This is a genomic window from Bacillus sp. UNC322MFChir4.1 (genome assembly GCF_000746135.1).
Lineage (GTDB): Bacteria > Bacillota > Bacilli > Bacillales > Bacillaceae_G > Bacillus_A.
In genome coordinates, this window is sequence record NZ_JQKQ01000001.1 from 1 (window position 1) to 24,996 (window position 24,996).

The following is a 24,996-nucleotide window of genomic DNA, read 5'->3' on the forward strand; positions in this document are numbered from 1 at the left end:
ATAAAAAAAGCCAATGTGAAAAAAATCCGTTTTCATGATTTGCGTCATACACATGCATCACTTATGTTACTTCTTGGAGAACATCCGAAGATTGTATCAGAACGATTAGGACATTCATCTATCGAAATGACAATGAACACATATTCTCACGTGACTTTCGACATGCAAAAGGAATCATCAGATCGGTTTGAAAAAGCTTTTCAGCAAACAAATTGATACAATGTGGTCAAAATGTGGTCAATGTTATAAAAAATAGCGCTAAACCCTTTATAAATAAAGAGTTTAGCGCCATTTTATTTACATCACCCGCTTAAACATCTTCTCCAATTCATAAGTCGAATGATGAACAAGTATAGGTCTGCCATGCGGACAAGTATAGGGATTTGTTGTTGTTCGCAGTTCTTCCAATAAAGCAAAGATTTGATCGTTCGTTAAATATTGATTTGCTTTAATCGATGCTTTGCAGCTCATCATAATAGCTGCTTCTTCACGCAGTTTTTTAATATCGACTTTTTTCAATTTCAATACTTGCTGCATCATTTCATCGATAATTTCCATCTCTTGTCCTTTTGGGAACCATGTTGGATGTGAGCGGACAATGAACGATTGGTGGCCAAATTGTTCTAGAAAGATTCCTACTTTTTTCAGTTCTTCTAATTGTTCTTCAATGCGCAAAAATTCATTAAGCGATAAATCAATTCGGTATGGAACGAGTAATTCTTGTACCTCGGGTGCCACTTTTCCTACTTTATCACGGAAATATTCATAGTTAATGCGCTCCTGAGCGGCATGCTGATCAATCATATATAATCCTTTATCATTTTGAGCGAAAACATATGTTCCGTGCATTTGGCCTATTGGATACAACGGTGGTAAATCGTTTCCGTTCATTTCGATTTCTTGCACTTCTTGAAGTTCTTCTAATTCAAACTCTTCCTCATTGTCATCCCAATCAGTCTCTTGTGGGAGTGGTTCTTCTACGATTGGCTTAGATGGTTGCCAATTGTTTTCTTCTTTCACAAGAGACTCTGGCGGCTGCCATTCTTGTTTTGGTGGATTCCAAAGCGGCGTCTGTGACTTCGGTTTTTCTTCTTGTTCATCCATTCCACTTGGCAACACAATTTTCGGTAGTTCTTGCGATTTTGCGTGCTCAAATCGAAACTGTTCTTGGACGCTTTCATCTTTTTCTTTTTTCTTTGTTGTTACGCCAGCATCAGGAATAAGTTGGATCTTTTTAAAAGCATTCTGCAATGCTTTTTCAATAAGCTGCAATAGCTCCTGTTCTTTACTAAAACGAACCTCTAGTTTTGCTGGATGAACGTTCACATCAACTAGCATCGGATCCATTTCAATTGATAAGAAACCAATTGGATAACGGCCGACAGGTAACAACGTATGATAGCCTTGTTGCACTGCTTTCATTAAGACATAATTTCGAACGTAACGACCATTTACAATCGTTGACATATAGTTACGAGATGCACGCGTCACTTCTGGCAACGTCACATAACCACGAATCGTAAAGTCTAACGATTCTGCTTCAATTGGAACTAATTTTTTCGCAACTTGAATGCCGTAAATTGCCGCAAGAACTTGTCTTACATCACCATTTCCTGATGTATGAAGCAATTTTTTCTCATTGTGAAACAAACGCAACGAGACTTCTGGATGCGACAGGGCAATGCGATATACAATGTCGGTAATATTTCCAAGCTCTGTATGAATCGTCTTCATATATTTTAAGCGTGCTGGTGTGTTAAAAAACAGATTTTGAACCGTAATGTCTGTTCCTTTACGGCTCGCTGTTTTTTCTTGTTTTAAAATCTCGCCGCCTTTAATGACAAGGTGGGTTCCTGGTGTATCCCCTGTACTTGTCATTAAATCTAATTCACTGACAGATGCAATACTTGGCAATGCTTCGCCGCGAAAGCCGAGCGTTCGAATACGAAACAAGTCATTTTCATCTTTAATTTTACTTGTTGCATGTCGTTCAAAGGCAACAACACAATCTTCTTCCGCAATGCCATCTCCATTATCAATGATGCGAATTTTCGATAATCCAGCTTCTTCTAAGTGGATTTCAATAGATGTACTATTCGCATCGATGGAATTTTCGACAAGTTCTTTTACAACCGAGGCAGGGCGTTCTACTACTTCCCCTGCCGCAATTAAGTTAGAAAGCTGATCATCGAGTTTGCGAATTTTCCCCATCTACTTACTCATCCTTTCTTCAACTTTTTCTGTAAACGGTACAATTCATTTAACGCTTCTAACGGTGTCATATCGAGTAAGTCCATTTTTTTAATTTGTGTTAATACTGTTGTTTCTTTTGCATCAAGTACAGGCTTGTCTTCTTTTTTCAATGGTTGTTCCGCTGCAAAGAAGGATAGCTGTGATTCTTCTTCCACTTCTTCTTCTACTTCTTCTTCTACTTCTTCTTGCGACAATATTTCTTCTTTTACGATCACAGGTTCCTGTACTTTTTCTTCTAAAACTTTAACTTCCGTTCGTTTCGGAATGATAACTTCCTCTTGTCCTTCAAGCTGCGCTAATACTTCTTTCGCACGAGTGATTAAGCTATCTGGGAGCTCTGCAAGCTGAGCAACGTGAATACCGTAACTCTTATCTGCTGCTCCTTCTTGAATTTTATGCAAGAAGACAACTTTTCCATTCTCTTCAATTGCGGAAACATGTACATTTTTCAACTTATCCAAATTTTCTTCTAGAACTGTTAATTCATGATAGTGTGTTGAAAATAACGTTTTCGCACCAATTTGATCATGAATATGCTCGATAATTGCTTGCGCTAGTGCCATACCATCATACGTAGATGTACCACGGCCAATTTCATCAAATAAAATTAAGCTTCTTTCCGATGCATTCGCAATTGCATTTTTCGCTTCTAACATTTCGACCATAAACGTACTTTGACCTGATATCAAATCATCGGCTGCACCAATTCTCGTAAAGATTTGGTCAAACACAGGGAGAACTGCTTCTGCTGCCGGTACAAAACAACCGATTTGCGCCATAACAGTAATCAATGCCAATTGACGCATATACGTACTTTTACCTGACATATTTGGACCAGTAATTAAAAAGATGTCCATATTTTCTGGCATGATACAGTCATTTGGTACATACAATTTACCGTTTAATACTTTTTCAACGACAGGATGACGACCATCTTTAATAAAGATTTCTCGTTTACCTGTTAATGTTGGTTTTACAAATTGCTCTTCCTCACTTACAGTTGCAAAACTTTGAAGGACATCTAATTCACTAATAATTTTTGCTAATTGTTGCAATTTCGGAATAAATACTTTTACTTCTTCGCGAAGAGCTGTGAATAAATCATATTCTAATTGAACGATTTTTTCCTCTGCTTCTAAAATTAACGTTTCTTTTTCTTTTAATTCATCTGTAATAAAACGTTCTGCATTCGCAAGAGTTTGTTTTCGTTCATAACGTCCTTCTGGAAGTGCAGAAAGGTTTGCTTTTGTAACTTCAATATAGTAGCCAAAAATGCGGTTGTATCCAATTTTCAGCGATTTAATTCCCGTTATATCACGCTCACGCTTTTCAAGCTCTGCAATCCATGTTTTTCCGTTTTTACTTACATAGCGATACTGATCTAATTTCTCACTATAACCATCTTTAATAATGTCACCATCTTTTACTGAAAGCGGTGGGTTTTCTTGAATACTTTTCTCTAGTAACGCTGTTAAGCTTTCACATGGATCAGCGCCTTGAATTAAGGTTGCAGCATAGGCATTATCTAAAAGACTAACCGCCTCCAGTATGGATGGTACTTGCAGTAAAGAACGCTTTAGTTGCAGTAAATCACGTGCATTGACATTTCCATATGAAACTTTTCCTGCTAACCGTTCTAAATCATATACTTCTTTTAATTTTTCTTTTAAATCCTCACGGAAGAAATAATCGTTCACAAATGTTTCAACCATTTCTAAACGTTCTTCAATTTTTTCTTTTTGAATGAGCGGACGTTCCATCCACTGCTTTAGCATACGTCCCCCCATCGCTGTTTTCGTTTTATCTAACAGCCATAATAAAGAACCTGTTTTTTCTTTTGTGCGAATGGTTTCTGTTAGTTCTAGATTACGTTTAGAGTGAACATCAATCTTCATAAATTGATTTGTATAATAAATTTCAACCGGTTGTAGATGATCTAACGAACGTTTTTGCGTACGTAAGACATAATGAAATAAACGTCCAACGGCTGCAAGGAGTTTTGCTTGCGTCACATTTTGAACGAGGTGCATAAGATTCTCTGGAATGTCGGTTTCCTTTTCATATGAAACTGTCATTTTTAGTGTTGCTAACAACTTATCTAGTTCTTCCTCAGAGAATGTAGACGATACAACAATTTCTTTTGCGCCCGTTGCGTATACTTCTAGTATTACATCTTCAAGTGCTCCAGTTAACAATGTTACTGTATTTTGGCCTGTTGTTAAGTCATTACAAGCTAATGCATAGGAACCATCTTCAAACTGTTCTAATGCTGCAAGGAAATTATTTTCCTTTTCATCTATTGTTCGACCTTCCATCATCGTTCCTGGTGTAATTAATTGTACAACTTCCCGGCGCACAACACCTTTTGCTGTTTTTGGATCTTCAACTTGTTCACAAATTGCTACTTTATATCCTTTTTCAACCAACTGTTCAATGTAGTTTTTGGCAGCGTGATATGGTACACCACACATCGGAATGCGATCACTTCCGCCCCCATCACGACTCGTTAATGTAATTTCAAGTTCATGTGCTGCTTTTACAGCATCTTCAAAAAACATTTCATAAAAATCGCCTAAGCGAAAAAATAAAAAGGCATCTTGATAATCTGCCTTGATTTTTAAATATTGTTGCATCATCGGCGTGTACTGTGCCATTTTGTTCCTCCATACATCTTTCTTTTTCACTTTAAAAACATATTATAACACAAATTATACACGAATGATTTTGATCCATCATCTGAAACATAAACAAAAAGCTAGGAAGAGAATCTCCCTAGCTTCAACTTACTCTTCTTCAGCTTCTTCAGCTTCTACAATAAAATTCGGATCAAGTTCTTCAAACTCATCATCATCCACTTCAAATGGCTCTTCTTCTTCTTGGCAACCTTCTGGATTCACACTTACACAAATCTTTGTTTCCCCGATAACTTCTGTGACAAATTCACGTTCTACTGTAACAACCATTTTATTTCCATTTGGTGAAATTACTGCTTCTAAACAATTTGGATGTTGAACGACTCGTGCAATAATTTCAAGATCTTCCCCAGAAAAACTCTTATCACGAAAACCAACTTTCACGTCATCTGTGTAATGTACACGCTCTGTTACAACTTCCGTCTTCGTATTTTCATCATGCGAATACCAAGTATTAATGTCATAGTATCCTTCGATTTCTACATACTTCCCATTCTTTTTCGCTTCGTATGCATGGTTTATAACCCAGCAACCTAGAATACTAGTCGGTGGATGATTCGGTTCAACAGTGTGAGTTGTTTTCATATACTTACGTCCTTTTCCCACAACTGCTTTCGTAATAATCTCTCTAAATTCAGACATCCGAAACCCTCCTCAATAAATATTCAATTAATTATATGCGGGGCAAACGCGGAATGTGTTATTCTTTTTTGAAAAAGCGTTACACCTTTCATTATTATAATAGTAAAACCGTGGTTTCCAGAATTTAATAATCTTTATAAATTTTTCATAAGTTAGGTTATTAAGCACATATTCTTCCCATCCATCTATCTGCTTCATTTACTTTGTTCAGCCTTTGATTTGCGTATGGCAACCTCATCCAGTACCTAGCCTTCTATGTAGTTCGAGTTCCTCAGTCTAGAGATTTTCCGCCGACTTCCTTAAATTCTGCATCACCACGTACACACTTGTCTTAAACTAAACATTACTTCTGCCTTTATGATTTTGGAATAGACGTATGCTGGGTGCACAACAAAAAAAAGATGCCGAACTCGACATCTTTTTAGAAACCACATGTGCCTTTTTTATTTACTACTTCAGCACCTGTCTCTCCTTTTAACACATCGCCGCCAGTTGAAATTAAAATTTCATCTGTGACTGTGTTTGAAATTGTACTTGCGACAAGCTGCAATATATCATTGACATATGTTTGAGAAGATTTAAACTGCTGGACAACTGGAATTTCATCCAGTTTATCTTGCAGCGCATCAATTTCGGATTCTACTTTTTTTAACGCTTCCCACTTCCCATAATGTTGTAAATTCACTGCTTGTTTTTGCAAAGCTTTAATTTCATCAATCGTACGTTTTACATTTTCATTTTTATGAATTTGCGCTTCTGCACGTTTAAACAAATCCACTTCTTCTGTTTCAGAAATCATTTTTGCTAATTCTTTCGCTTGCTCTACAATTTCATCTTTTGTAAAGATTTTCATCTCTTATTTCACCTCAATCGGCTCCTCTACCAATTCCCCGTTTAGAGACCAAGTTTTCGCTTTAATTATTTTCACTTTTACAAGCTGACCGATTACAAATTTTGGAGCTACGAAGTTTACAAGTTTATTAGCACGTGTATAACCTGCAAGTACATCAGGATTATTTTTACTTTCTCCATCAACAAGCACTTCAACGATTTGCCCTTCATAGGCTTTATTCTTCTTCGCAGAAAATTCATTTACTACCGCATTCAAACGTTGCAAACGTTCTTTTTTCACTTCCATCGGTACATTATCTTGCATTTTTGCAGCTGGTGTACCTTCACGCGGTGAATAAATAAATGTATATGCACTATCAAATCCTACTTCATGATATAACGACATCGTTTCTTCAAATTGTTCCTCTGTTTCATTTGGGAAACCGACGATGATATCAGTCGTTAATACTACATTCGGAATCGCTTCTTTAATTTTACGTACAAGTTCTAAGTAGTGCTCACGTGAGTATTTACGTGCCATAATTTTCAGCATATCCGTACTTCCAGATTGCACCGGTAAGTGAATATGTTCAACTAAGTTGCCACCTTTTGCAAGCACTTCAATTAAATGATCATCAAAGTCGCGCGGATGGCTTGTAGTAAATCGAATACGTGCTACATCAATCTTACGAAGTTCATCCATAAGATCTCCTAAACCGTATTTCAAATCTTCAAAGTCTTTTCCGTATGCGTTTACGTTTTGGCCAAGTAGCGTAATTTCTTTATAACCATTTGCAGCTAAATGACGTACCTCTTTAATAATATCTTCAGGACGGCGGCTACGCTCTTTACCACGTGTATACGGTACGATACAGTACGTACAGAATTTATCACATCCATACATAATGTTTACCCACGCTTTAATATCTCCGCGACGTACTTTCGGAAGGTTTTCAATTACATCACCTTCTTTTGACCATACTTCAACAACTGTCGCTTTCGAGAACATAGCGTCTTTTAAAATGTACGGTAAGCGGTGAATGTTATGTGTACCAAATACCATATCTACATGCTGATGTTTTTGCATAATTCTGTTTACAACAGATTCCTCTTGTGACATACAGCCACATACACCGATTAAAAGATCAGGATTTCTTTGTTTTAAGGATTTTAAATGACCAAGTTCCCCGAATACTTTATTTTCAGCATTTTCACGAATAGCACATGTATTTAATAAAATTACATCTGCATCTTCTGTAGAGAATGTTGGTTCGTATCCAAGAGTTGTAAAAATACCAGCCATTACTTCTGTATCATGTTCATTCATTTGACATCCATAAGTACGGATGTAAAACTTTCTTCCTGTACCAAAGTTACGGAACTCTTCTGGTAAACCAAAATCACGTTCAATTTTAACTTCTTCTTTACCGCGTTTTTTCGCATCTTTTAAAGAAGGTGGCTGATATACGCTTTCAAAATATTTACTGTAATCTTTTTCTGCTTTTTTAGTAGTTGAAGTTGCTTGTTGGCCTGCTAATCGTTGTTCTTCGTTCATGATTAATCTCCTTTCAACCTTACATATACAAAGTTTCACTTTTATTTGTTGTTTAATTTGTTCTTATAAAAAAGCATATCGCTTCATTCCTATACACATTATTATAGTATAAAGCGTTCAGTCAAATTAAACAATAGAGATAGCTTGGATTCATGAACGACTTTACTTGGTACTAAAGGGGATAAGAGGAACTCATATAATATGACTCCTATTTATAATTTTATCATTCTGAATTTTCCTAGTAAATAAAATACATCTCATTATGAAAAAACTTAATCATAATTTTGTATCAGAAAAGGCTACCGATATTTCGATAGCCTTTCATCTATTACATGAACTCTGCTACAAGCTCATCAAACATGTTTTGGTCCATTTGTAGGTCAGCATGAACTAACGGTTGTTCACTATAACCTTTTACAAGCTCTTGGTAAGAAGGTTGTTCTTTATTTTGATAAATTAAACCTGTTACTAAACCTTTGTTTTCCATTAAGGTTTGCATAGCAAGCATACGATTAGATGGATCATATCCTTCTACTTCGCTAAGTCTTGTTAAGTTCTCTTTAAACCAATCGTAAGTGTTTACCTTGTTATATGTTACACATGGGCTATATACGTTGATAAGAGAGAACCCTTTATGCTGAATACCAGCCTCAATTAGCTGTGTTAATTCTTTTAAATCACTAGAAAAACTTTGTGCTACGAACGTTGCCCCAGCAGTTAATGCCATTTCCATTACAGATAATGCTGGTTCAATCGATCCTTGCGGCGTACTTTTCGTTTTAAAGCCAGCTTCACTACGTGGTGAAGTTTGCCCTTTCGTTAAACCGTAAATTTGGTTATCCATAACGATGTACGTAATATCAATATTACGACGAATAGAATGAATTGTATGTCCCATTCCGATTGCAAATCCGTCGCCGTCACCACCAGATGCGATAACTGTTAAATCACGATTTGCCATTTTTACGCCTTGTGCAATTGGAAGGGCACGTCCATGAATACTATGAACACCGTAAGAGTTAATATAACCAGAGATACGACCAGAGCAACCGATACCAGAAATAACCGCTAATTCATCAGGATTTAAACCTACATTTGCTGCAGCACGCTGAATTGCTGCTTGTACCGAGAAATCACCGCAACCTGGACACCAGTTTGGTTTTACACTATTACGAAAGTCCTTAAATGTTGCCATTTAAAACAACCCCTTTTTTGCATTCGTTGTAAATTTCTTTTGGCAAGAATGGGTTTCCGTCATATTTTAGCAAACTAGAAATTTTCTCACCATAGCCAAGATTCATCTTCATAATGTTAGCAAGCTGTCCAGTTGCATTGTTTTCTACAACAACAACACGTTTTGCCTCCTTCACAAGCGGCAGCATTTCAGCTGTTGGGAACGGATGAACTAAACGCACATGAGCATGATTTACTTTTAATCCTTCTTGCTCTAAACGTTCCATTGCCTCTTCAATTGCACCGCGAGTTGAGTTAAAGCCTACTAATAATACATCAGCGTCATCATATTTGGCATTTTTGTATACAGGGGTATTAAACTTAATATTCTCCATTTTACGGAAACGTTTGTCCATTTGTGCACTGCGGTTCAGTGCTGATTCAGATGGTTTCCCTGTTTCATCGTGCTCTACACCTGTTACATGGTGAATACCATTTTTCATACCAGGTACAACACGAGGTGAAATTCCATCTTCTGTTACTTCATAACGTTTGAAGTATGCTTTATTTTCACGCTCTGGTAACTCCGCATGTAGATCCAGTTTACCACGACGAATTTCAACTTTTTCTAATTGAAGCGGTTCTACTGTTTGTTTACCTAAAGAAAGTTGTAAATCTGTTAAAAAGATAACAGGCACTTGATATTCTTCAGCTAAGTTAAATGCTTCGACAATATCATAGAATGCTTCTTCAGCAGTACTTGGTGCCATTACGATTTTCGGAATCTCACCATGCGTACCATAAATCATCGCCATTAAATCAGATTGTTCTTGTTTTGTTGGTAATCCCGTACTTGGTCCACCACGCTGCGTATCAACGATTACAAGAGGTGTTTCTGTAATCCCAGCTAATCCAATCGCTTCCATCATAAGAGACAAACCAGGACCAGCTGAAGCCGTTAATGTACGTACACCAGCATAGTTTGCACCGATTGCCATCGTACAAGCAGCAATTTCATCCTCTGTTTGAATAACCGTTCCTCCTACTTTTGGAAGCTTCTTAATTAAGTATTCCATAATCTCAGAAGCAGGTGTAATTGGATAAGCAGACATAAAACGAGCACCGCCAGCTACTGCACCAAATGCGATTGCATCGTTCCCGATCATAAACATACGTTTTTTTCCATCTGCTTTTTCAAGTTGCATCATATTTACTTTTTCGCCGAGCAATTCTTTCATATATTGAGAACCGCGCTGAATTGCATCCATGTTCTTTTGAACAACTTGCTCTCCTTTACGACCGAAAATTTCATCTACAACTTCTAAATACACTTTTTCATCTAGCCCTAATACCGCACTAGACGCTCCAACTGCAACCATGTTTTTCATTAAAGATGTACCTAGCTCAGAAGCAATATCCGTAAATGGAATCGCATATAAAGTTACATCTGTTCCTTCTGGAATGCTTGGATTGAACTTTGCATCTGCAACAACAATTCCACCAGGACGTAGTTCGTGGAAGTTAAAATCAATCGTTTCTTGATCAAATGCAATTAAAATATCTAAATCATCTGATATCGCACGTACCTCTGTAGTACTTACGCGAATTTTATTGTTTGTATGTCCACCTTTAATTCGTGATGAAAAATGGCGATAACCATATAAATAATAACCTAGTCGATTTAATGCAACACAGAAGATTTCTCCTGTACTTTCAATTCCTTCACCTTGTTGGCCTCCAACTTTCCATGAAAGTTGACTAATCATTTCCTACACCCCTTTAACTGCATACATTGTAGTGTATTTTTTTACAGTACTAGTTTAGCACTTTTTAGAATAAGAAACTACAATGGACACAAATTATACCTCTTCTGATTTCAGTAAATATTTCGCATAATCTTAATTCGTTTACAATTCTAGCCTTACAACCGTAAAAATGCAACAATTTGATACAATTTCATTGTGTATTTTTACGAATTTTCTAACTTTTACAGAACGCTTTTATAGTAGTGTTCTAAAATGGAATATGATGTATAAAATTACGATATATGAAATTGTTTACTTGCTCTTCTTTATATCGCTTTAATAGTTCATTTATGACATATTCATAATGCTCATATCTTTCTACATGTACGACTGTTTCCGTGATTCCATCAAAATCTGATCCGAATCCAACATTCCTTTCGCCGCCAAGCATACATACATGCTCTACATGCCTTAATATATCATCTGTACAAACAGACTTATTTGCAGCTAAAAACATCGGGACGAATGTTATCCCGATCATTCCGTCTTTTTGAATTAATGCTCTTATTTGTTCATTCGTTAAATTTCTTGGATGCGAACATAACTCATAACTATTTGAATGCGACGCAATTGGATTGTCGGAAAGTTCCATTACATCCCAAAAACCTTTCTCTGACAGATGAGAAACATCTGTCCATATCTTGTAACGATTTAATTCTTCCACTACTTTTTCTCCAAACAGTGTTAAACCGCCACCTCGAGACTCTAGCGCTCCATCAGCAACTAAGTTCGCATAGTTCCAAGTAAGCCCAACAGAACGAACACCAAGATAATATAGCGTTTGTAGTTTCGTTAATTCTCTTCCAACTGCATCGCATCCTTCTAAAGTTAAAAGCGCTCCTATATCATCTGTTCCTAATCGTTGAATGTCTTCTTTTGTCCGAATCCATTTTACATTCGGCAGTGCTAAAATTTGTTCATGAAATATATTTGCCATCTCTAATGCAACTGCAAACCGCTGTCCATATGGAACTTCTTCTGGTACATAAATTGCAAAACATTGAATACTACCACGCTTTTTTGTTAACTGATCGTATGTAATATGTAAAGAAGAATCATTTTGAAAAGTTCGCTTGCCTTTCCCCATCCATAATTGCCACAACACATCACAGTGCGCATCAAAAATTTTCAATGCTCTTCTTCCCTTCTGTCTAAAACATTCTTATTATTTATTGTATTGTTACGACTTGAAACCAAAATCTTCTTGTAGCTGCCCCTGCCCCTTAAATTGAAGGTGTGATTGTCCACAAATAGAGGGATAAAAATGACCTGTCTGCAAATGCAAACAGGTCATCCAATTTAACGAGGCTCTACAATTAATTTAATCGCTGTGCGTTCTTCACCATCAATCATAATATCTGTGAAAGCTGGGATACATATCAAATCCACACCACTCGGCGCCACAAATCCTCTCGCAATTGCTACTGCCTTTACGGCTTGATTCAATGCACCTGCACCAATTGCTTGCATTTCTGCTGAACCACGCTCACGAATGACTCCAGCTAGTGCACCAGCTACAGAGTTAGGTACCGAAGTTGCTTTAACTTTTAATATTTCCATTGCTCGTTTCCTCCTCGTTTCTTAAAAAAATATTAGCGATTGAGTTCACTTTTAACTTATATTCACGAGCAATGATTCATATTCCTGCTAAAAATTCGTAATTTTTCTAAAAAATTAAAATATATTCTTTTTTCTAACTTTTATGTCTTTTATTCAAAAAATGGTTGATCATCATTAATTAAAATACGAGCAATTTTTTTAGCTTTTCCTGTATTAGGATCTACATCAATTAGGACGGCACTTAACTGCGTTCTTCCATTCGTTACTTCAAATCGTACAGGAAGATTTGTTAAAAATTTCTTCAGCACCGCTTCGCGATCCATTCCTAAAATACCATCATATGGACCTGTCATCCCAACATCTGTAATATAAGCTGTTCCATCTGGTAAAATACGATTATCCGCTGTTGGAACGTGTGTATGGGTACCAACAACTGCTGTAGCACGTCCATCTACATACCATCCAAGCGCTTGCTTTTCACTTGTTGTTTCCGCATGAAAATCAATAAAAATAATGTTCGTACGTTTTTTTGCGACCTTAATCAATTCGTCCACTTTTCGGAATGGACAGTCAATTGGCGGCAGGAATGTACGGCCTTGTAAATTAATGATCGCTACTTCTACACCATTACAATTTACAAAAATAAGTCCCTTTCCTGGCGTTCCTTCCGGGAAATTTGCTGGTCTTGCAAGATACTTTGCATCATCAATAAATTCAAAAATTTCACGGTTATCCCAGGCATGGTTTCCAAGTGTAACTGCTTGTGCACCGCACTCTAAAAAATTACGATAAATTTTCTCTGTAATGCCACGTCCACCTGCAGCATTTTCTCCATTAATAATCGTAACTGTAGGTGTATATTTTTTCTTTAACGCAGGCACATAATCTTGAATCATCTTTCTTCCTGGCGAGCCTACTACATCCCCAACAAATAAAATTCTCATTTTTCTTACCCTTTCCATCTATACATTCTTCGTAATTTATTCTCATAAAGTGAAACTCTAATCAGTGGGGGTTTTCTTCATCCCCCACTGATTATCAGCCCTCACCAATCGGGCTTTTACGGGCAGTTTATCTCCACCTAACCTCCTTGCTTTCGTCTAATTTTGAGGTGGGGGTATTACTGCCCGTTAATGCGGGATAAACTACAACTTTCACTTATAAAAAATACGGATTTCCTCACATTTTCCCATTTCGTGAATCATTTCCGATTCTACAAGCTTTTCTATATTGTGTCCATTTCTGGCACAAAAAAATAAAGTGGTGCAACACCACCACTTTATTTTGCATATTCAACTGCACGAGTTTCACGAATAACGGTAACTTTAATATGTCCTGGATAATCCAATTCATTTTCAATACGTTTTCGAATATCGCGTGCTAAACGATGAGCCTCTAGGTCATCAATTGTATCTGGTTTCACTAAGATACGAACTTCACGTCCAGCTTGGATTGCATAAGATTTCTCAACGCCTTCATAAGACTCAGAAATCTCTTCAAGCTTTTCAAGACGACGAATATAATTTTCAAGTGTCTCACTTCGTGCTCCAGGTCTTGCTGCTGACAGCGCATCTGCCGCAGCCACAAGAACTGCGATAATAGAAGTCGGTTCTGTATCCCCATGATGAGATGCAATACTATTAATAACAACTGGGTGCTCTTTATATTTTGTCGCAAGCTCGACACCAATTTCAACGTGGCTACCTTCAACTTCATGGTCAATTGCCTTTCCGATGTCATGCAATAAACCGGCACGACGAGCCAGTTTCTCATCCTCACCAAGTTCCGCTGCCATTAGCCCAGCTAAATACGCAACTTCCATAGAGTGTTTTAGGACGTTTTGACCGTAGCTTGTTCTAAATTTCAAACGACCTAAAATCTTAATTAAGTCAGGGTGTAATCCGTGTACACCTACTTCAAAAGTCGTTTGTTCACCCACTTCACGAATATACTCATCCACTTCACGTCTTGATTTTTCAACCATTTCTTCAATACGCGCTGGGTGAATACGTCCGTCTTGTACAAGTTTATCCAAAGCAATACGAGCAGTTTCACGACGAATCGGGTCAAAACCTGATAATATTACCGCTTCTGGTGTATCATCAATAATTAAGTCAATACCCGTTAATGTTTCTAGCGTACGAATATTTCGGCCTTCACGTCCGATAATACGACCCTTCATCTCGTCATTTGGAAGATTGACAACTGAAACCGTTGTTTCGGCGACGTGATCAGCAGCACATCTTTGCATAGCTAAAGATAAAATCTCTTTCGCTTTCTTATCCGCTTCTTCTTTTGCACGAACTTCAGTTTCTTTTACCATAACAGCGATTTCATGCGAAATTTCATTTTCAACTTTTTCTAAGATAATAGCTCTTGCTTGATCACGTGTTAGGTTAGAAATACGCTCTAATTCATCTTGCTGTTTTTGTACTAACTCTCCCACTTTGCTTTCCAAATCTTCAATCTGCTGTTGTCTTGCTACAAGAGATTCCTCTTTCTTTTCTAATAATTGCTGACTTTTCTCAAGCGATTCATCTTTTCGATCAAGGTTCTCTTCTTTTTGCATTAAACGATTTTCTTGTTTTTGCAACTCGCTTCTTCGGTCACGAATTTCTAATTCCGCTTCTGTACGAAGTGTATGAATTTCATCCTTTGCTTCTAATAGCGCTTCCTTTTTCAGTGCTTCTGCTTGACGATTTGCATCTTCTACAATGCGCTTCGCTTCATTGGTCGCACCGTTAATCTTCGCTTCTGCAATGGACTTTCGAACAAAAAACCCAACAACTGCACTGACGATGGCCAGCAAAATGGAGATGAGTATCCAAACTTCATTACTCATAATTTCACCTCCTCTTGCTATGAATGAAAAAAGACTGCATGGATGTACATTGTTTGTAACTGCAACGTACAACGATGACCGTCGTCCCGCCTTTTTAAGGGACTTTCTTCAATTCACAATTAAACTAGACATATGCTTATTTCGGAAAGTATACGTCCTCTCCGAATGTTACTTCTCTTCTTGAGAAGAGTGTATCGTATATAATATAAGAAAAAATATACATTCTCATTGTATCTACCGCTATTTTCATTGTCAAGCATTGTCTACCTTTACTTTCTTTACCTACGATAAACAAAACTTTCATCAGTAATGTTTCTTTATCAATTAATTGATTATTATATGTAAATTTTAAAACAACATAACCCCCTTTCTTTTAGGGGAAACGAGAGCATCTGGCCACGCCCAGAAACGGCCAGAACCATTTTCTACTGCATGCAATGTTAAGAATACATGTAGCGGTCATACTGTATTTTGCATAACAACAACTTATAAAAAAAGCGGATCCGACTGTTTAGACATGAGAGCTTAGGAGGCAGGGCTAGACAAAGATGTCGGAAAATGAAAATGGATTTATATAGTTGCACAGAACAGATCCATTTAAATAGGTTAACAGTTCATAAACAGCGGGATAAAAAAGAAAAGACACGAAACCGTGTCTTTTAATTATCAAGAAGAGTCGTATCTTCTCCGCTTCCAGATGCACCCTCTTCACCAATACCATGATGCTCACGAATAAAGAATGCTATTTCATCTGTAACCTCTGGATTTTCTTTTAAGAATTGCTTCGCATTTTCACGCCCTTGTCCTAAGCGTTCCTCATTATAAGAATACCAAGCTCCACTCTTTTGAACGATATCAAGTTCAGAAGCCATATCTAAAATTTCGCCTTCTCTCGAGATCCCTTCTCCGTACATAATATCAACCTCTGCAACGCGGAAAGGAGGCGCTACTTTATTTTTTACTACTTTCACTTTTGTTTTATTACCAACAATATCGTTACCTTGCTTTAACTGCTCAGCACGACGTACTTCTAAACGTACAGTTGAATAGAATTTCAACGCACGTCCACCTGGAGTTGTTTCTGGCATAATTCTATAGATTTTCCATCTCTATAGCGCGGACTATCTCTTCATCTCTTTACAGAGAGCCTTGCACTTCCAGCAGGAGCCTATCTTCTGCCGTACCCTACTCAGTTAACTTTAAAAGTCCTTTTCGGTAGTCTCTACACCTTCTTCATATCATTTTGAAGCTTGGCACGGTATTACCCTATTATTTGGAGGGCTTCACCGTTAGCAGCTATATAGCTACACCCTTAGGCAATAAGGTTCACAAGGTTTTTTGAACATGCTATCACTAGCAAGGGAAACCCATAGTAAACTCCTTAATCTATAAAGATTAAGCAACCATTTGTTGATTTCCAAACATTACCCCAACTTTTTCACGAATTTGGTTAATGAAAATTGCGATTGTTTTTGACTTGTTAATCGCACCAGATAATTTACGAAGAGCTTGTGACATTAAACGTGCTTGTAAACCGACGTGAGAGTCACCCATTTCTCCTTCAATCTCTGCTTTTGGAACAAGTGCTGCTACCGAGTCAATAACAATAATATCAATTGCACCGCTCCGTACTAATGCTTCAGCAATTTCTAATCCTTGTTCTCCTGTATCTGGTTGAGATAATAATAATTCATCAATGTTAACACCTAATTTTTGTGCATATACAGGATCCATTGCATGTTCCGCATCAATAAATGCCGCTTGTCCACCTTGACGCTGTACCTCTGCAATCGCATGTAAAGAAACAGTTGTTTTACCTGAACTTTCAGGTCCATAAATTTCAATAATACGGCCACGTGGATAACCACCAACTCCAAGGGCAACATCAAGTGCCAATGAACCACTTGATACAGTAGAAATTCTACGTTCTGCTTGCTCTCCTAGTTTCATAATAGAGCCTTTACCGAATTGTTTTTCTATTTGTTTTAACGCCATATCTAATGCCGCTTGACGATCACTCATTCAAAAATTCCTCCTTAACTTAAATGCTAATCTTATTATACATATTTCCTCCCCAATATGCCAACAAAAATCGAACGTTTATTCGTTTTTTTTATTTTCCAGTAGAGGAAAAACTCGCTTTTTCTATATAAAATAGCAAAAGCTAGAAGAAGTTTATACTTCTTCTAGCTTCTTATACAAATGATAAAAACCATATTTGACAGTCCGTTCACGAATTTGTTGACGACTTCCACTTAATGTAAGGGGAATTACTACTGTCGGTTGTTCATCTATTGCCAAACCAACAAACACTGTCCCAGGCTCTTTTCCTTCAGATGCATCCGGCCCTGCTACTCCAGTGAAACTAATTCCGACATTCGTTTGCATTAGTTTCTTCACATTTTCAGCAAGATAACGGGCACAATCTTCACTAACAGCTCCAGCGGTTTGTAAAGTCTTTTCTGGTACATCCAGAACATGTTGTTTCACATCATTGCTATAACAAATTACGCCACCTTTAAACAGAGAAGATACACCGGCAACTTCAGTAATACGATCACCAAATAAGCCACCCGTTAAACTTTCAGCACATGCAATCGTTAAACACTTTTGTTTAAGCAAAGCAATGGCTTTTTTATGAAGAAGATCTTGATTGTATCCGTAAAAAAACGGCCCTACTCTTTGTAAAATCAATTCTTCTATATGATTTATTAAAGATTCAGCTTCTTTTGCATCATTGTGCTTTGCTGTCAGGCGAAGCGTTACTTCTCCTTCAGAAGCAAGAGGAGCAATGGTCGGATTCGTTTGAGCATCTATTAAATCTTGAATCTTTGCTTCTAATTGCGATTCTCCAATTCCAAAAAATCGAAGAGTACGAGAATATAGATTCTCACCAACTGTAAAAGAAAGAAGCCAATTTTCTACATAACTTATATACATTGGATTCATTTCTTTAGGTGGTCCTGGGAGTAAAATATATACTTTGTTATCCTTACATAATCCCATACCCGGAGCCATACCATGATCATTTGCAAACACAGTCGCCCCACTTAAAACAAGAGCTTGTTTTTTATTATTTTCAGTAAACTCTCTTCCCGTTCTTTTATAATAATCAGCAATGGAATTGAGCGCTACTTCATCATATACAAGCTCTTCCTGCAAGGAAGAAGCAATTGTTTCTTTCGTTAAATCGTCTTTTGTTGGTCCTAAACCACCTGTAAAAATCAATATATCTGCACGTTTTTGAGCGATTTCAATTGCCCTGCGTAAGCGATTATTGTTATCCCCAACGACAGTGTGATAATATACATCGATTCCGATAGATGCCAGCTTTTCTGATAAAAATTTGGCATTCGTATTCGCAATTTGCCCAAGCAATAGCTCTGTACCAACCGCGATAATCTCTGCATTCATCTTCCATTCCCCCATAAGCCGTTATTTCGAATCCACAAAAACTCCTCTATTCTTCCAGAAATAATCCCATCCTGAAATAATCGTGAAAATAAGTGCAACCCATATTGAAATATCTGCAATTGGAATATGAATTAAATTAAATGGAACATCGTGAAGTAAGTAGGCAGAAATTGCAATAACTTGCATCCACATTTTAATTTTCCCAGGCATCTTCGCAGCAGCCACTTCCCCTGTACCAGCTAATACAAGACGCAAGCCTGTAACAGCAAATTCTCGGCTAATAATAACAACCGCCATCCAAGTCGCTACATAATGTAAATCTACAAGCGTAATTAATGCCGCAGATACCAATAATTTATCCGCCAAAGGATCTAAAAATTTTCCTAGATTCGTTACAAGATTATGTTTTCTTGCATAATAGCCATCAATCCAATCTGTCGCAGAAGCAATAATAAAAACAAGCGCTCCAGCTAAGTGCTGAACTGGCAATTCTACTTCTCCAATTGTATATACTCCCCAATCAAACGGAACGAGCATAATAATTAAAAATATAGGAATTAAGCATATTCTTGATACAGTAATTTTATTTGGTAAATTCACAGCTATTCCTCCATCATGTCAAAAAACGGTTTATGCATTGAAAAAAGTCATCGGAACGATGACTATTATTGTGCAGGTTGTTCTCCTAAGTTTTTAATCACCAAAATTTGATGACGCATTTCTTCTGCATTTTGTGGAAATTCAACAGGTTTACCGTTAATTTTAATTTCAACATTTGGCGCACTACCAATGTTTAAACGCACAACATGTTCTGGCGATAAATCTTGTTGTTGTGTTTCATCCTTATTTAAAGTACCTGTATAAAATTCTTTACCATCTTCGTTTTTAATATCTACATAGCTTGTACCTTTTGCGTGAATTTCTACCTTTAATTCTTTATTATGGCTTAGTTCTAATGTAGATTCTTTTCCATTTTTTTCAACAACTTTAATCTCTTCTTGTGCAGCATTTTGTTGTTGCTGTGGTTGTTGAGGGACTTCTTTTTTCTCTTCTTTTTTCTCTTCTTTCTTTTGATCAAGAGGAGAGTTTTCTGCTTTTTCTACTTCTGTTTGTGCATTTTTCGTTTGATTTACTTGACTAACGTCATTTTTACCCAAAATAAACTGGAATACGAACCAAATTGCAACACCAACAGCAATAACAAGCAATGTAATTAAAATTTTGGGCATATGGTCTGTAATTGGCGCTGACGCTGCTCTTTGCACAGTTTCCTGCGCTTTTTGTCCCGTTGCAACTTGCGGTACATTTTTAGAAACTGACTGCGGTATTTCGTGTCTATATTCTTCTAATACCGCCTCTCCATTTAACCCAACTGCTTCTGCAAACTGCTTTATAAAGGCACGCGCATAAAAATCCCCAGGTAATACGCTAAGATCTCCTTCTTCAATACTAACCAAATAGCGTTTTTGAATTTTTGTAATTTCTTGCAGCTGATTGATGGATAAACCTTTCAATTCTCGTGCTTCTTTCAGCTTTTGTCCTAATTCTGTCAATGCTAACACCTCAATATTTCTTTAAAAGTCGAACATAGAAAAATTATTTTGATTTCCTTGTTCAATTTCATCTACTAGATTGTATTGAATTTCTTCATCGTAATCATTTCTCAGCTCAATAATGTAATCAAAATCATCAAGTGTATATTCTGACTGACTCACAAATACATCTGGATGCTCTACAACCTTTGTTGCTGGCAATCTCATAATTTCGCGAACAAGTTGCCAGTGTCGTTCATTTGCGCGCTTCGTTGAAACAATTCCATCTAAAATAAAGATATTATTATCATTATATTCATCTTCAATTAATTGACTGCGTACCGTCTGTTTAATAAGAGTCGACGATACAAAAAGCCAACGTTTATTTGCACAAACACTTGCAGCAACGATGGACTCTGTTTTTCCAACGCGCGGCATTCCACGAATTCCAATTAATTTATGGCCATCTTTTTTCATAAGTTCTGCCATAAAATCGACAAGTAAACCTAATTCATCACGAACGAAACGAAATGTTTTCTTATCATCTGCATCTCGCTGTATATATCTTCCGTGTCGAACTGCTAATCGATCGCGAAGCTTCGGTGGACGATATTTCGTTACAGTTATATTATCCATCGTATTTAGAATTGATTCAAGTCTAGAAATTTGTTCTTGATTATCACACATTAATAATAGTCCGCGCCTAGCATTGTCTACCCCATTAATTGTTACAATATTAATACCAAGCATACCGATTAACGAAGAAACATCACCAAGCAAGCCAGGTCGGTTTTTATGTATTTCATACTCAAAATACCATTCAATCATTTGATGACACTCCCCTTGCTTACTTTACATCTACGTACTATATTATATGATTTTCCCCTAATAGGAAAGCGAAATGTACAATCGAGGACTCAAATTAATTGACGGATTCTCAAAATCGACAAAAAAAGAGAGGACTCTTCCTCTCTTTTCACTACTTATGTTTGACCATTTTTACCATTAAATTTGCAATTGTATGTTGCTCTTGTTCATCTGCAACTTTCCATAGCTCCGCTAATAATTTTTCTTGGTCATTACGCGCTTCTACTTCATGTGCTAAATAATCCCCAATACGATAAGCCATATCAGAAATCGCACCGCCGTCTAAACCTTTTCCTTGCGCTTGGTCTAAACGTTCTCCTAAAAAGCCTTTCCATTGTTCAAAGTTATCTAATACTGACATTGTTAAGCACCTCACTATAAAGTAATGGAGTCATATTTACTATTTGCCACTACGTTCTTTTTTATGTACAAACAAAACAGCAAAATACACTACTCCTTCTTAAGTGATTAGCAATGCCATCCCCCGTTCACTCCAATGATTTGACCTGTTATATATGATGCTTGAGAAGAAATTATAAATGCAACTGTATTTGCAACTTCCTCTGCCATCCCTAATCGACCAAGCGGAATTTCTTCTGCAATCTCTTGCTTTTCTTCATTTGAAAATACATGCAGCATCTCTGTTTCAATTGCGCCTGGAGCAATCGCATTCACCCGTACACCGCTTAATGCAACTTCTTTTGCCAATGCTTTTACGTATGAATTTTGCGCTCCTTTCACCATTGAATATAACACTTCACATGATGCACCTATTTGTCCCCAAATGGAAGAAATCACAACAATATTCCCACTTCGGCTTCGAATCATAGAGGGAAGTGCAAATGAAACAAGTTTATATACATTTTTCACTTGCAGCTCCACCATCTCATTTAATTGTTCATCTGTAACATCTGTCGTCAATCCAAATATACTTTGCCCTGCTGCATATACAATCGTCTCAATTGGATGATGAATTTGCGACCATAATTGCGAAGCACCATCTATTTCTGATAAATTAGCCTGAACAGGAATAATATCTTTAAGTTCTTGTTCTAATTGCCGGACTCTCTTTTCACCTTGGTTATAATGAACATACACCGCATAGCCATCTTTTACTAATCGTCTTACAATGGCAGAGCCGATTCCCCCACTTCCCCCGGTAACTAATGCAAACTTCTTCATCTTTTTCCTCTCTCTACTTCGTTATTTCTTTGGAAGAACCTGGCAAATACTCACTCGTTCTTCTTTTAAAAAGCTCTTCGCAACTGTTTGTAAATCTTGAATTGATAAACTTTCCAAAACAGTTAATGCGTCAAACAAACTAGAACCGTTAAATGCATATCGAGTGAATTGATTCGCAATATATTCTGGTGAATTTAGTGAACGTAAAAAACCACCTATTTTCTTCTTTTTCACACGTTCTAATGTTTCCGCGCATAACTCATCATAATTCGTTTGAAGTAAAATATCCGTTATTCGCTCTGCTAATTCATCCGGGTGCTTCGTATCTCCACCAATCATCGCAAAACCGAAACTACTTTCTTCTGTGTAATCGTACGAAAACGTATCATCAATTAAACCTTCATTATACAATGTTTCATAATGGGTAGAACTTTTTCCAAATAAATAATCTAACATAAGCGTTAATGCAATTTCTTGTTTTAACAAGTCCTTTCCTTGTTGCTTTAAGTCTTGGGCTTTCACACCAACTAAACATTTTGGTGTTTGTACCGGCATTGTAATAATCGTTTTTTTCTCATTTACTTGTTCTGGCTCCTCATTAAAAGACCGAGCTATTTCAGATTGGGCAGTATAATTTTTTTTCGCTTGATTTTGACGCACTAAATCCATCGTTTTCTCTGGATCAATTGAACCAACAATAAATAGCAACATATTGCTTGGGTGATAAAATGTATGATAGCACTCATACAACAAATCTTTCGTAATTTTACTGATTGAATCAATTGTTCCAGCGATATCAATTTTCACCGGATGTTCCTTATATAAACTGTCAATTAACCCAAAATATAAACGCCAATCGGCATTATCTTGATACATTTGAATTTCTTGCCCAATAATCCCCTTCTCTTTCTCCACCGTTTGTTCAGAAAAATATGGATCTTGCACGAAATCTAACAATGTTTCTAAATTCGTTTCAACGTTCGATGTGCAAGAAAATAAATATGCAGTTCTTGTAAACGATGTGAATGCGTTTGAAGAAGCTCCCTGCTTACTAAATAATTGAAACGCATCGTGATCCTCTTTTTCAAATAATTTATGCTCTAGAAAATGGGCAATTCCATCTGGCACACGAAGCATCTCATTTTTCCCTAGTGGCACAAACGTATTATCGATAGAACCATACTTTGTCGTAAATGTTGCATACGTTTTATTAAAACCTTGTTTTGGGAGAATATATACTTCTAGACCATTGGACAGTTTTTCATAATACAGCGTCTCTTTTAATTGTTCATAAACGATTTTTTCCATCTTAAACTCCCTCCGTCCCATGTAAGAAGTAGATTGTATCTAGCTGAATATCATTGGCTACTTTAACGATTTCATCTTTCGTTACTCGTTCAATCTCTGTTAACCATTCTTCTACAGGGCGGTCATAATTTGCAATTACTCCATGATACAGAAGTTCTACAAGACCGCGCGGCGTATCAATTGTCTCTAAAACTTGATTTTTAATTACACTTTTTGTTTGTACGATTTCCTCATCAGTAAAATCACCATTTTGCATCGCTATCATTTGTTCTTTAATAATCGTTACAGCTTTTTCGTAATTTTCCCCCTCAATTCCAGACATTACAAACAGAAGTCCTTTATGACTTTCATAACGAGAGGCAGCATAATATGCCAAGCTGTTCTTCTCACGTACATTCACAAATAATTTCGAATGTGAAAAACCACCAAACAGGCCATTAAATAACTGCAGGGCAAAATAGTCTTCGTCGCGATACGTAATATATGTGCGATATCCAATATTTAATTTACTTTGCTTTAGTTCTTGTTTTTCTACAACCTCTTGCTCTTTTTCATTTTTCTTATGAAGCAACACATTTCTTTCTTTCGGTTCACGTATAGAAACAGAAAAATGCCGTTTCACAAGGTCAAGAGCCCCTTCTTCAATATCACCAATGATATATAAATCCATTTCATCTTCTTCTAACACTTTTTTATAATATTGATACAACGTTTCGTTTGTAATCTTAGAAACACGTTCTATTTGACCATTTGCACTTAAACGGTACGGTTCTACTTTACACATTTCTTCAATGAGACGTTCATTTGCATAGCGCATTTTATCATCAAATGTAGATTCAATACGCTGCACGAGTGCACGCTTTTCACTTTCTACAACCGTTTGTAAAAAACTATTTCCTTCTGTTGCTGGCCTTAGTAAAATATCAGCAAGCATTGCAAGTGCTTTTTCGAAAAGCGGCGGCGCTTCCTGTAAATATGTTTCATTGGCGATGTCTATATAAATAGAAATAACATGATCCTCACCTTTTTTACTTACATCAACAGCTAATGACGAACCGTATAACTCCTCTAAATATTGACGAATTCGAATGACAGACGGATGTGTTTCTGTAGCACTTTGTAATACATAGGGTAGCAACGCCCGTTCTGTTACTGTTTTTTCACATAACGGTGATTTTAACCGTAACACAAGTGTATTCGTTTTATATTTCTCTGTTGGAATCATATGTACACGTAATCCACCTAGTTCATGTGTTTCTTGTTTTATAAGATCCATTCATAAACCTCCTCTAAAAAGGAATTTTCTTCTTCAATATACAGTTTTCACAAAAGAAAATGC

20 protein-coding genes and 2 pseudogenes are annotated in these 24,996 nt (G+C 36.9%); 1 reads left to right on the forward strand and 21 read right to left on the reverse strand.

Annotated elements, in window-relative coordinates; translation table 11 throughout:
- Positions 1 to 216: tyrosine-type recombinase/integrase (locus tag BR72_RS00005; RefSeq protein WP_035428910.1), on the forward strand; the 216-nt coding region annotated here is incomplete at its 5' end.
- Between the two features lie 81 nt (positions 217 to 297).
- Here the strand turns inward: BR72_RS00005 and mutL are convergent.
- From mutL to yfmF, 21 genes and pseudogenes are all read right to left on the reverse strand, one after another.
- Complete coding sequence (mutL, locus tag BR72_RS00010) at positions 298 to 2,211, reverse strand: DNA mismatch repair endonuclease MutL (protein ID WP_035428912.1); 1,914 nt, start codon at positions 2,209 to 2,211, stop codon at positions 298 to 300.
- A gap of 8 nt (positions 2,212 to 2,219) precedes the next feature.
- A complete protein-coding gene (gene mutS, locus BR72_RS00015; RefSeq protein ID WP_035428913.1) occupies positions 2,220 to 4,907 on the reverse strand; it encodes a DNA mismatch repair protein MutS in 2,688 nt (895 codons plus the stop codon).
- Positions 4,908 to 5,036: 129 nt separating this feature from the next.
- A complete protein-coding gene (gene cotE, locus BR72_RS00020; protein ID WP_035428914.1) occupies positions 5,037 to 5,588 on the reverse strand; it encodes an outer spore coat protein CotE in 552 nt (183 codons plus the stop codon).
- Positions 5,589 to 6,009: 421 nt separating this feature from the next.
- On the reverse strand, positions 6,010 to 6,441 hold the full coding sequence (locus tag BR72_RS00025; RefSeq protein WP_035428915.1) for a YlbF/YmcA family competence regulator: 432 nt from the start codon (positions 6,439 to 6,441) through the stop codon (positions 6,010 to 6,012).
- Positions 6,442 to 6,444: 3 nt separating this feature from the next.
- Positions 6,445 to 7,974 (reverse strand): tRNA (N6-isopentenyl adenosine(37)-C2)-methylthiotransferase MiaB, encoded by a 1,530-nt coding sequence (gene miaB / locus BR72_RS00030; protein ID WP_035428916.1) that lies wholly within the window; start codon positions 7,972 to 7,974, stop codon positions 6,445 to 6,447.
- Positions 7,975 to 8,302: 328 nt separating this feature from the next.
- A complete protein-coding gene (locus tag BR72_RS00035) occupies positions 8,303 to 9,169 on the reverse strand; it encodes a 2-oxoacid:ferredoxin oxidoreductase subunit beta (RefSeq protein ID WP_035428917.1) in 867 nt (288 codons plus the stop codon).
- Positions 9,156 to 10,913 (reverse strand): 2-oxoacid:acceptor oxidoreductase subunit alpha, encoded by a 1,758-nt coding sequence (locus BR72_RS00040; protein WP_035428918.1) that lies wholly within the window; start codon positions 10,911 to 10,913, stop codon positions 9,156 to 9,158. Before BR72_RS00040 ends, BR72_RS00035 begins: the two co-directional genes overlap by 14 nt.
- A gap of 247 nt (positions 10,914 to 11,160) precedes the next feature.
- Positions 11,161 to 12,084, reverse strand: a complete 924-nt coding sequence (locus BR72_RS00045) for a dipeptidase (protein WP_035428920.1) — start codon at positions 12,082 to 12,084, stop codon at positions 11,161 to 11,163.
- Between the two features lie 167 nt (positions 12,085 to 12,251).
- Complete coding sequence (gene spoVS, locus BR72_RS00050) at positions 12,252 to 12,512, reverse strand: stage V sporulation protein SpoVS (protein ID WP_020059065.1); 261 nt, start codon at positions 12,510 to 12,512, stop codon at positions 12,252 to 12,254.
- Between the two features lie 149 nt (positions 12,513 to 12,661).
- Positions 12,662 to 13,456: a TIGR00282 family metallophosphoesterase gene (locus tag BR72_RS00055; RefSeq protein WP_035428921.1), complete on the reverse strand. Its 795-nt coding sequence runs from the start codon at positions 13,454 to 13,456 to the stop codon at positions 12,662 to 12,664.
- A gap of 335 nt (positions 13,457 to 13,791) precedes the next feature.
- Complete coding sequence (gene rny / locus BR72_RS00060; RefSeq protein WP_035428922.1) at positions 13,792 to 15,354, reverse strand: ribonuclease Y; 1,563 nt, start codon at positions 15,352 to 15,354, stop codon at positions 13,792 to 13,794.
- Positions 15,355 to 16,013: 659 nt separating this feature from the next.
- Positions 16,014 to 16,439: pseudogene (locus BR72_RS00065) on the reverse strand (recombinase RecA); the annotation flags it as partial.
- Positions 16,440 to 16,761: 322 nt separating this feature from the next.
- Positions 16,762 to 17,376, reverse strand: a pseudogene (gene recA, locus BR72_RS00070) (recombinase RecA); the annotation flags it as partial.
- Positions 17,377 to 17,529: 153 nt separating this feature from the next.
- Positions 17,530 to 18,768, reverse strand: a complete 1,239-nt coding sequence (locus BR72_RS00075) for a competence/damage-inducible protein A (RefSeq protein WP_035428923.1) — start codon at positions 18,766 to 18,768, stop codon at positions 17,530 to 17,532.
- A gap of 21 nt (positions 18,769 to 18,789) precedes the next feature.
- Positions 18,790 to 19,368 (reverse strand): CDP-diacylglycerol--glycerol-3-phosphate 3-phosphatidyltransferase, encoded by a 579-nt coding sequence (pgsA, locus tag BR72_RS00080; RefSeq protein ID WP_035428924.1) that lies wholly within the window; start codon positions 19,366 to 19,368, stop codon positions 18,790 to 18,792.
- A gap of 65 nt (positions 19,369 to 19,433) precedes the next feature.
- On the reverse strand, positions 19,434 to 20,321 hold the full coding sequence (locus tag BR72_RS00085) for a helix-turn-helix domain-containing protein (protein WP_035428926.1): 888 nt from the start codon (positions 20,319 to 20,321) through the stop codon (positions 19,434 to 19,436).
- A gap of 21 nt (positions 20,322 to 20,342) precedes the next feature.
- Positions 20,343 to 21,128, reverse strand: coding sequence for a DUF3388 domain-containing protein (locus BR72_RS00090; protein WP_035428927.1), 786 nt, complete (start codon positions 21,126 to 21,128; stop codon positions 20,343 to 20,345).
- 151 nt (positions 21,129 to 21,279) lie between these two features.
- On the reverse strand, positions 21,280 to 21,528 hold the full coding sequence (locus BR72_RS00095) for a DUF3243 domain-containing protein (RefSeq protein ID WP_035428928.1): 249 nt from the start codon (positions 21,526 to 21,528) through the stop codon (positions 21,280 to 21,282).
- Between the two features lie 107 nt (positions 21,529 to 21,635).
- Entirely contained in the window at positions 21,636 to 22,349 is a 714-nt protein-coding gene (gene ymfI, locus BR72_RS00100) for an elongation factor P 5-aminopentanone reductase (protein ID WP_035428929.1), read from the reverse strand.
- A gap of 21 nt (positions 22,350 to 22,370) precedes the next feature.
- On the reverse strand, positions 22,371 to 23,657 hold the full coding sequence (gene yfmH / locus BR72_RS00105) for an EF-P 5-aminopentanol modification-associated protein YfmH (protein WP_035428931.1): 1,287 nt from the start codon (positions 23,655 to 23,657) through the stop codon (positions 22,371 to 22,373).
- A 1-nt stretch (position 23,658) separates the two neighbouring features.
- A complete protein-coding gene (gene yfmF, locus BR72_RS00110; RefSeq protein WP_035428932.1) occupies positions 23,659 to 24,933 on the reverse strand; it encodes an EF-P 5-aminopentanol modification-associated protein YfmF in 1,275 nt (424 codons plus the stop codon).
- Between the last annotated feature and the right edge of the window lie 63 nt (positions 24,934 to 24,996).

Coding starts and splice junctions, on each gene's coding strand:
- BR72_RS00095 (WP_035428928.1), bottom strand. CDS start 21,528: ATGTCAGTATTAGATAACTTTGAACAATGGAAAGGCTTTTTAGGAGAA.
- mutL (WP_035428912.1), bottom strand. CDS start 2,211: ATGGGGAAAATTCGCAAACTCGATGATCAGCTTTCTAACTTAATTGCG.
- BR72_RS00040 (WP_035428918.1), bottom strand. CDS start 10,913: ATGATTAGTCAACTTTCATGGAAAGTTGGAGGCCAACAAGGTGAAGGA.
- BR72_RS00035 (WP_035428917.1), bottom strand. CDS start 9,169: ATGGCAACATTTAAGGACTTTCGTAATAGTGTAAAACCAAACTGGTGT.
- BR72_RS00025 (WP_035428915.1), bottom strand. CDS start 6,441: ATGAAAATCTTTACAAAAGATGAAATTGTAGAGCAAGCGAAAGAATTA.
- rny (WP_035428922.1), bottom strand. CDS start 15,354: ATGAGTAATGAAGTTTGGATACTCATCTCCATTTTGCTGGCCATCGTC.
- cotE (WP_035428914.1), bottom strand. CDS start 5,588: ATGTCTGAATTTAGAGAGATTATTACGAAAGCAGTTGTGGGAAAAGGA.
- mutS (WP_035428913.1), bottom strand. CDS start 4,907: ATGGCACAGTACACGCCGATGATGCAACAATATTTAAAAATCAAGGCA.
- BR72_RS00075 (WP_035428923.1), bottom strand. CDS start 18,768: ATGAATGCAGAGATTATCGCGGTTGGTACAGAGCTATTGCTTGGGCAA.
- yfmF (WP_035428932.1), bottom strand. CDS start 24,933: ATGGATCTTATAAAACAAGAAACACATGAACTAGGTGGATTACGTGTA.
- BR72_RS00090 (WP_035428927.1), bottom strand. CDS start 21,128: ATGATTGAATGGTATTTTGAGTATGAAATACATAAAAACCGACCTGGC.
- ymfI (WP_035428929.1), bottom strand. CDS start 22,349: ATGAAGAAGTTTGCATTAGTTACCGGGGGAAGTGGGGGAATCGGCTCT.
- yfmH (WP_035428931.1), bottom strand. CDS start 23,657: ATGGAAAAAATCGTTTATGAACAATTAAAAGAGACGCTGTATTATGAA.
- spoVS (WP_020059065.1), bottom strand. CDS start 12,512: ATGGAAATATTAAAAGTTAAAGCAACTTCGGTACCTAACTCTGTAGCT.
- BR72_RS00055 (WP_035428921.1), bottom strand. CDS start 13,456: ATGAGAATTTTATTTGTTGGGGATGTAGTAGGCTCGCCAGGAAGAAAG.
- miaB (WP_035428916.1), bottom strand. CDS start 7,974: ATGAACGAAGAACAACGATTAGCAGGCCAACAAGCAACTTCAACTACT.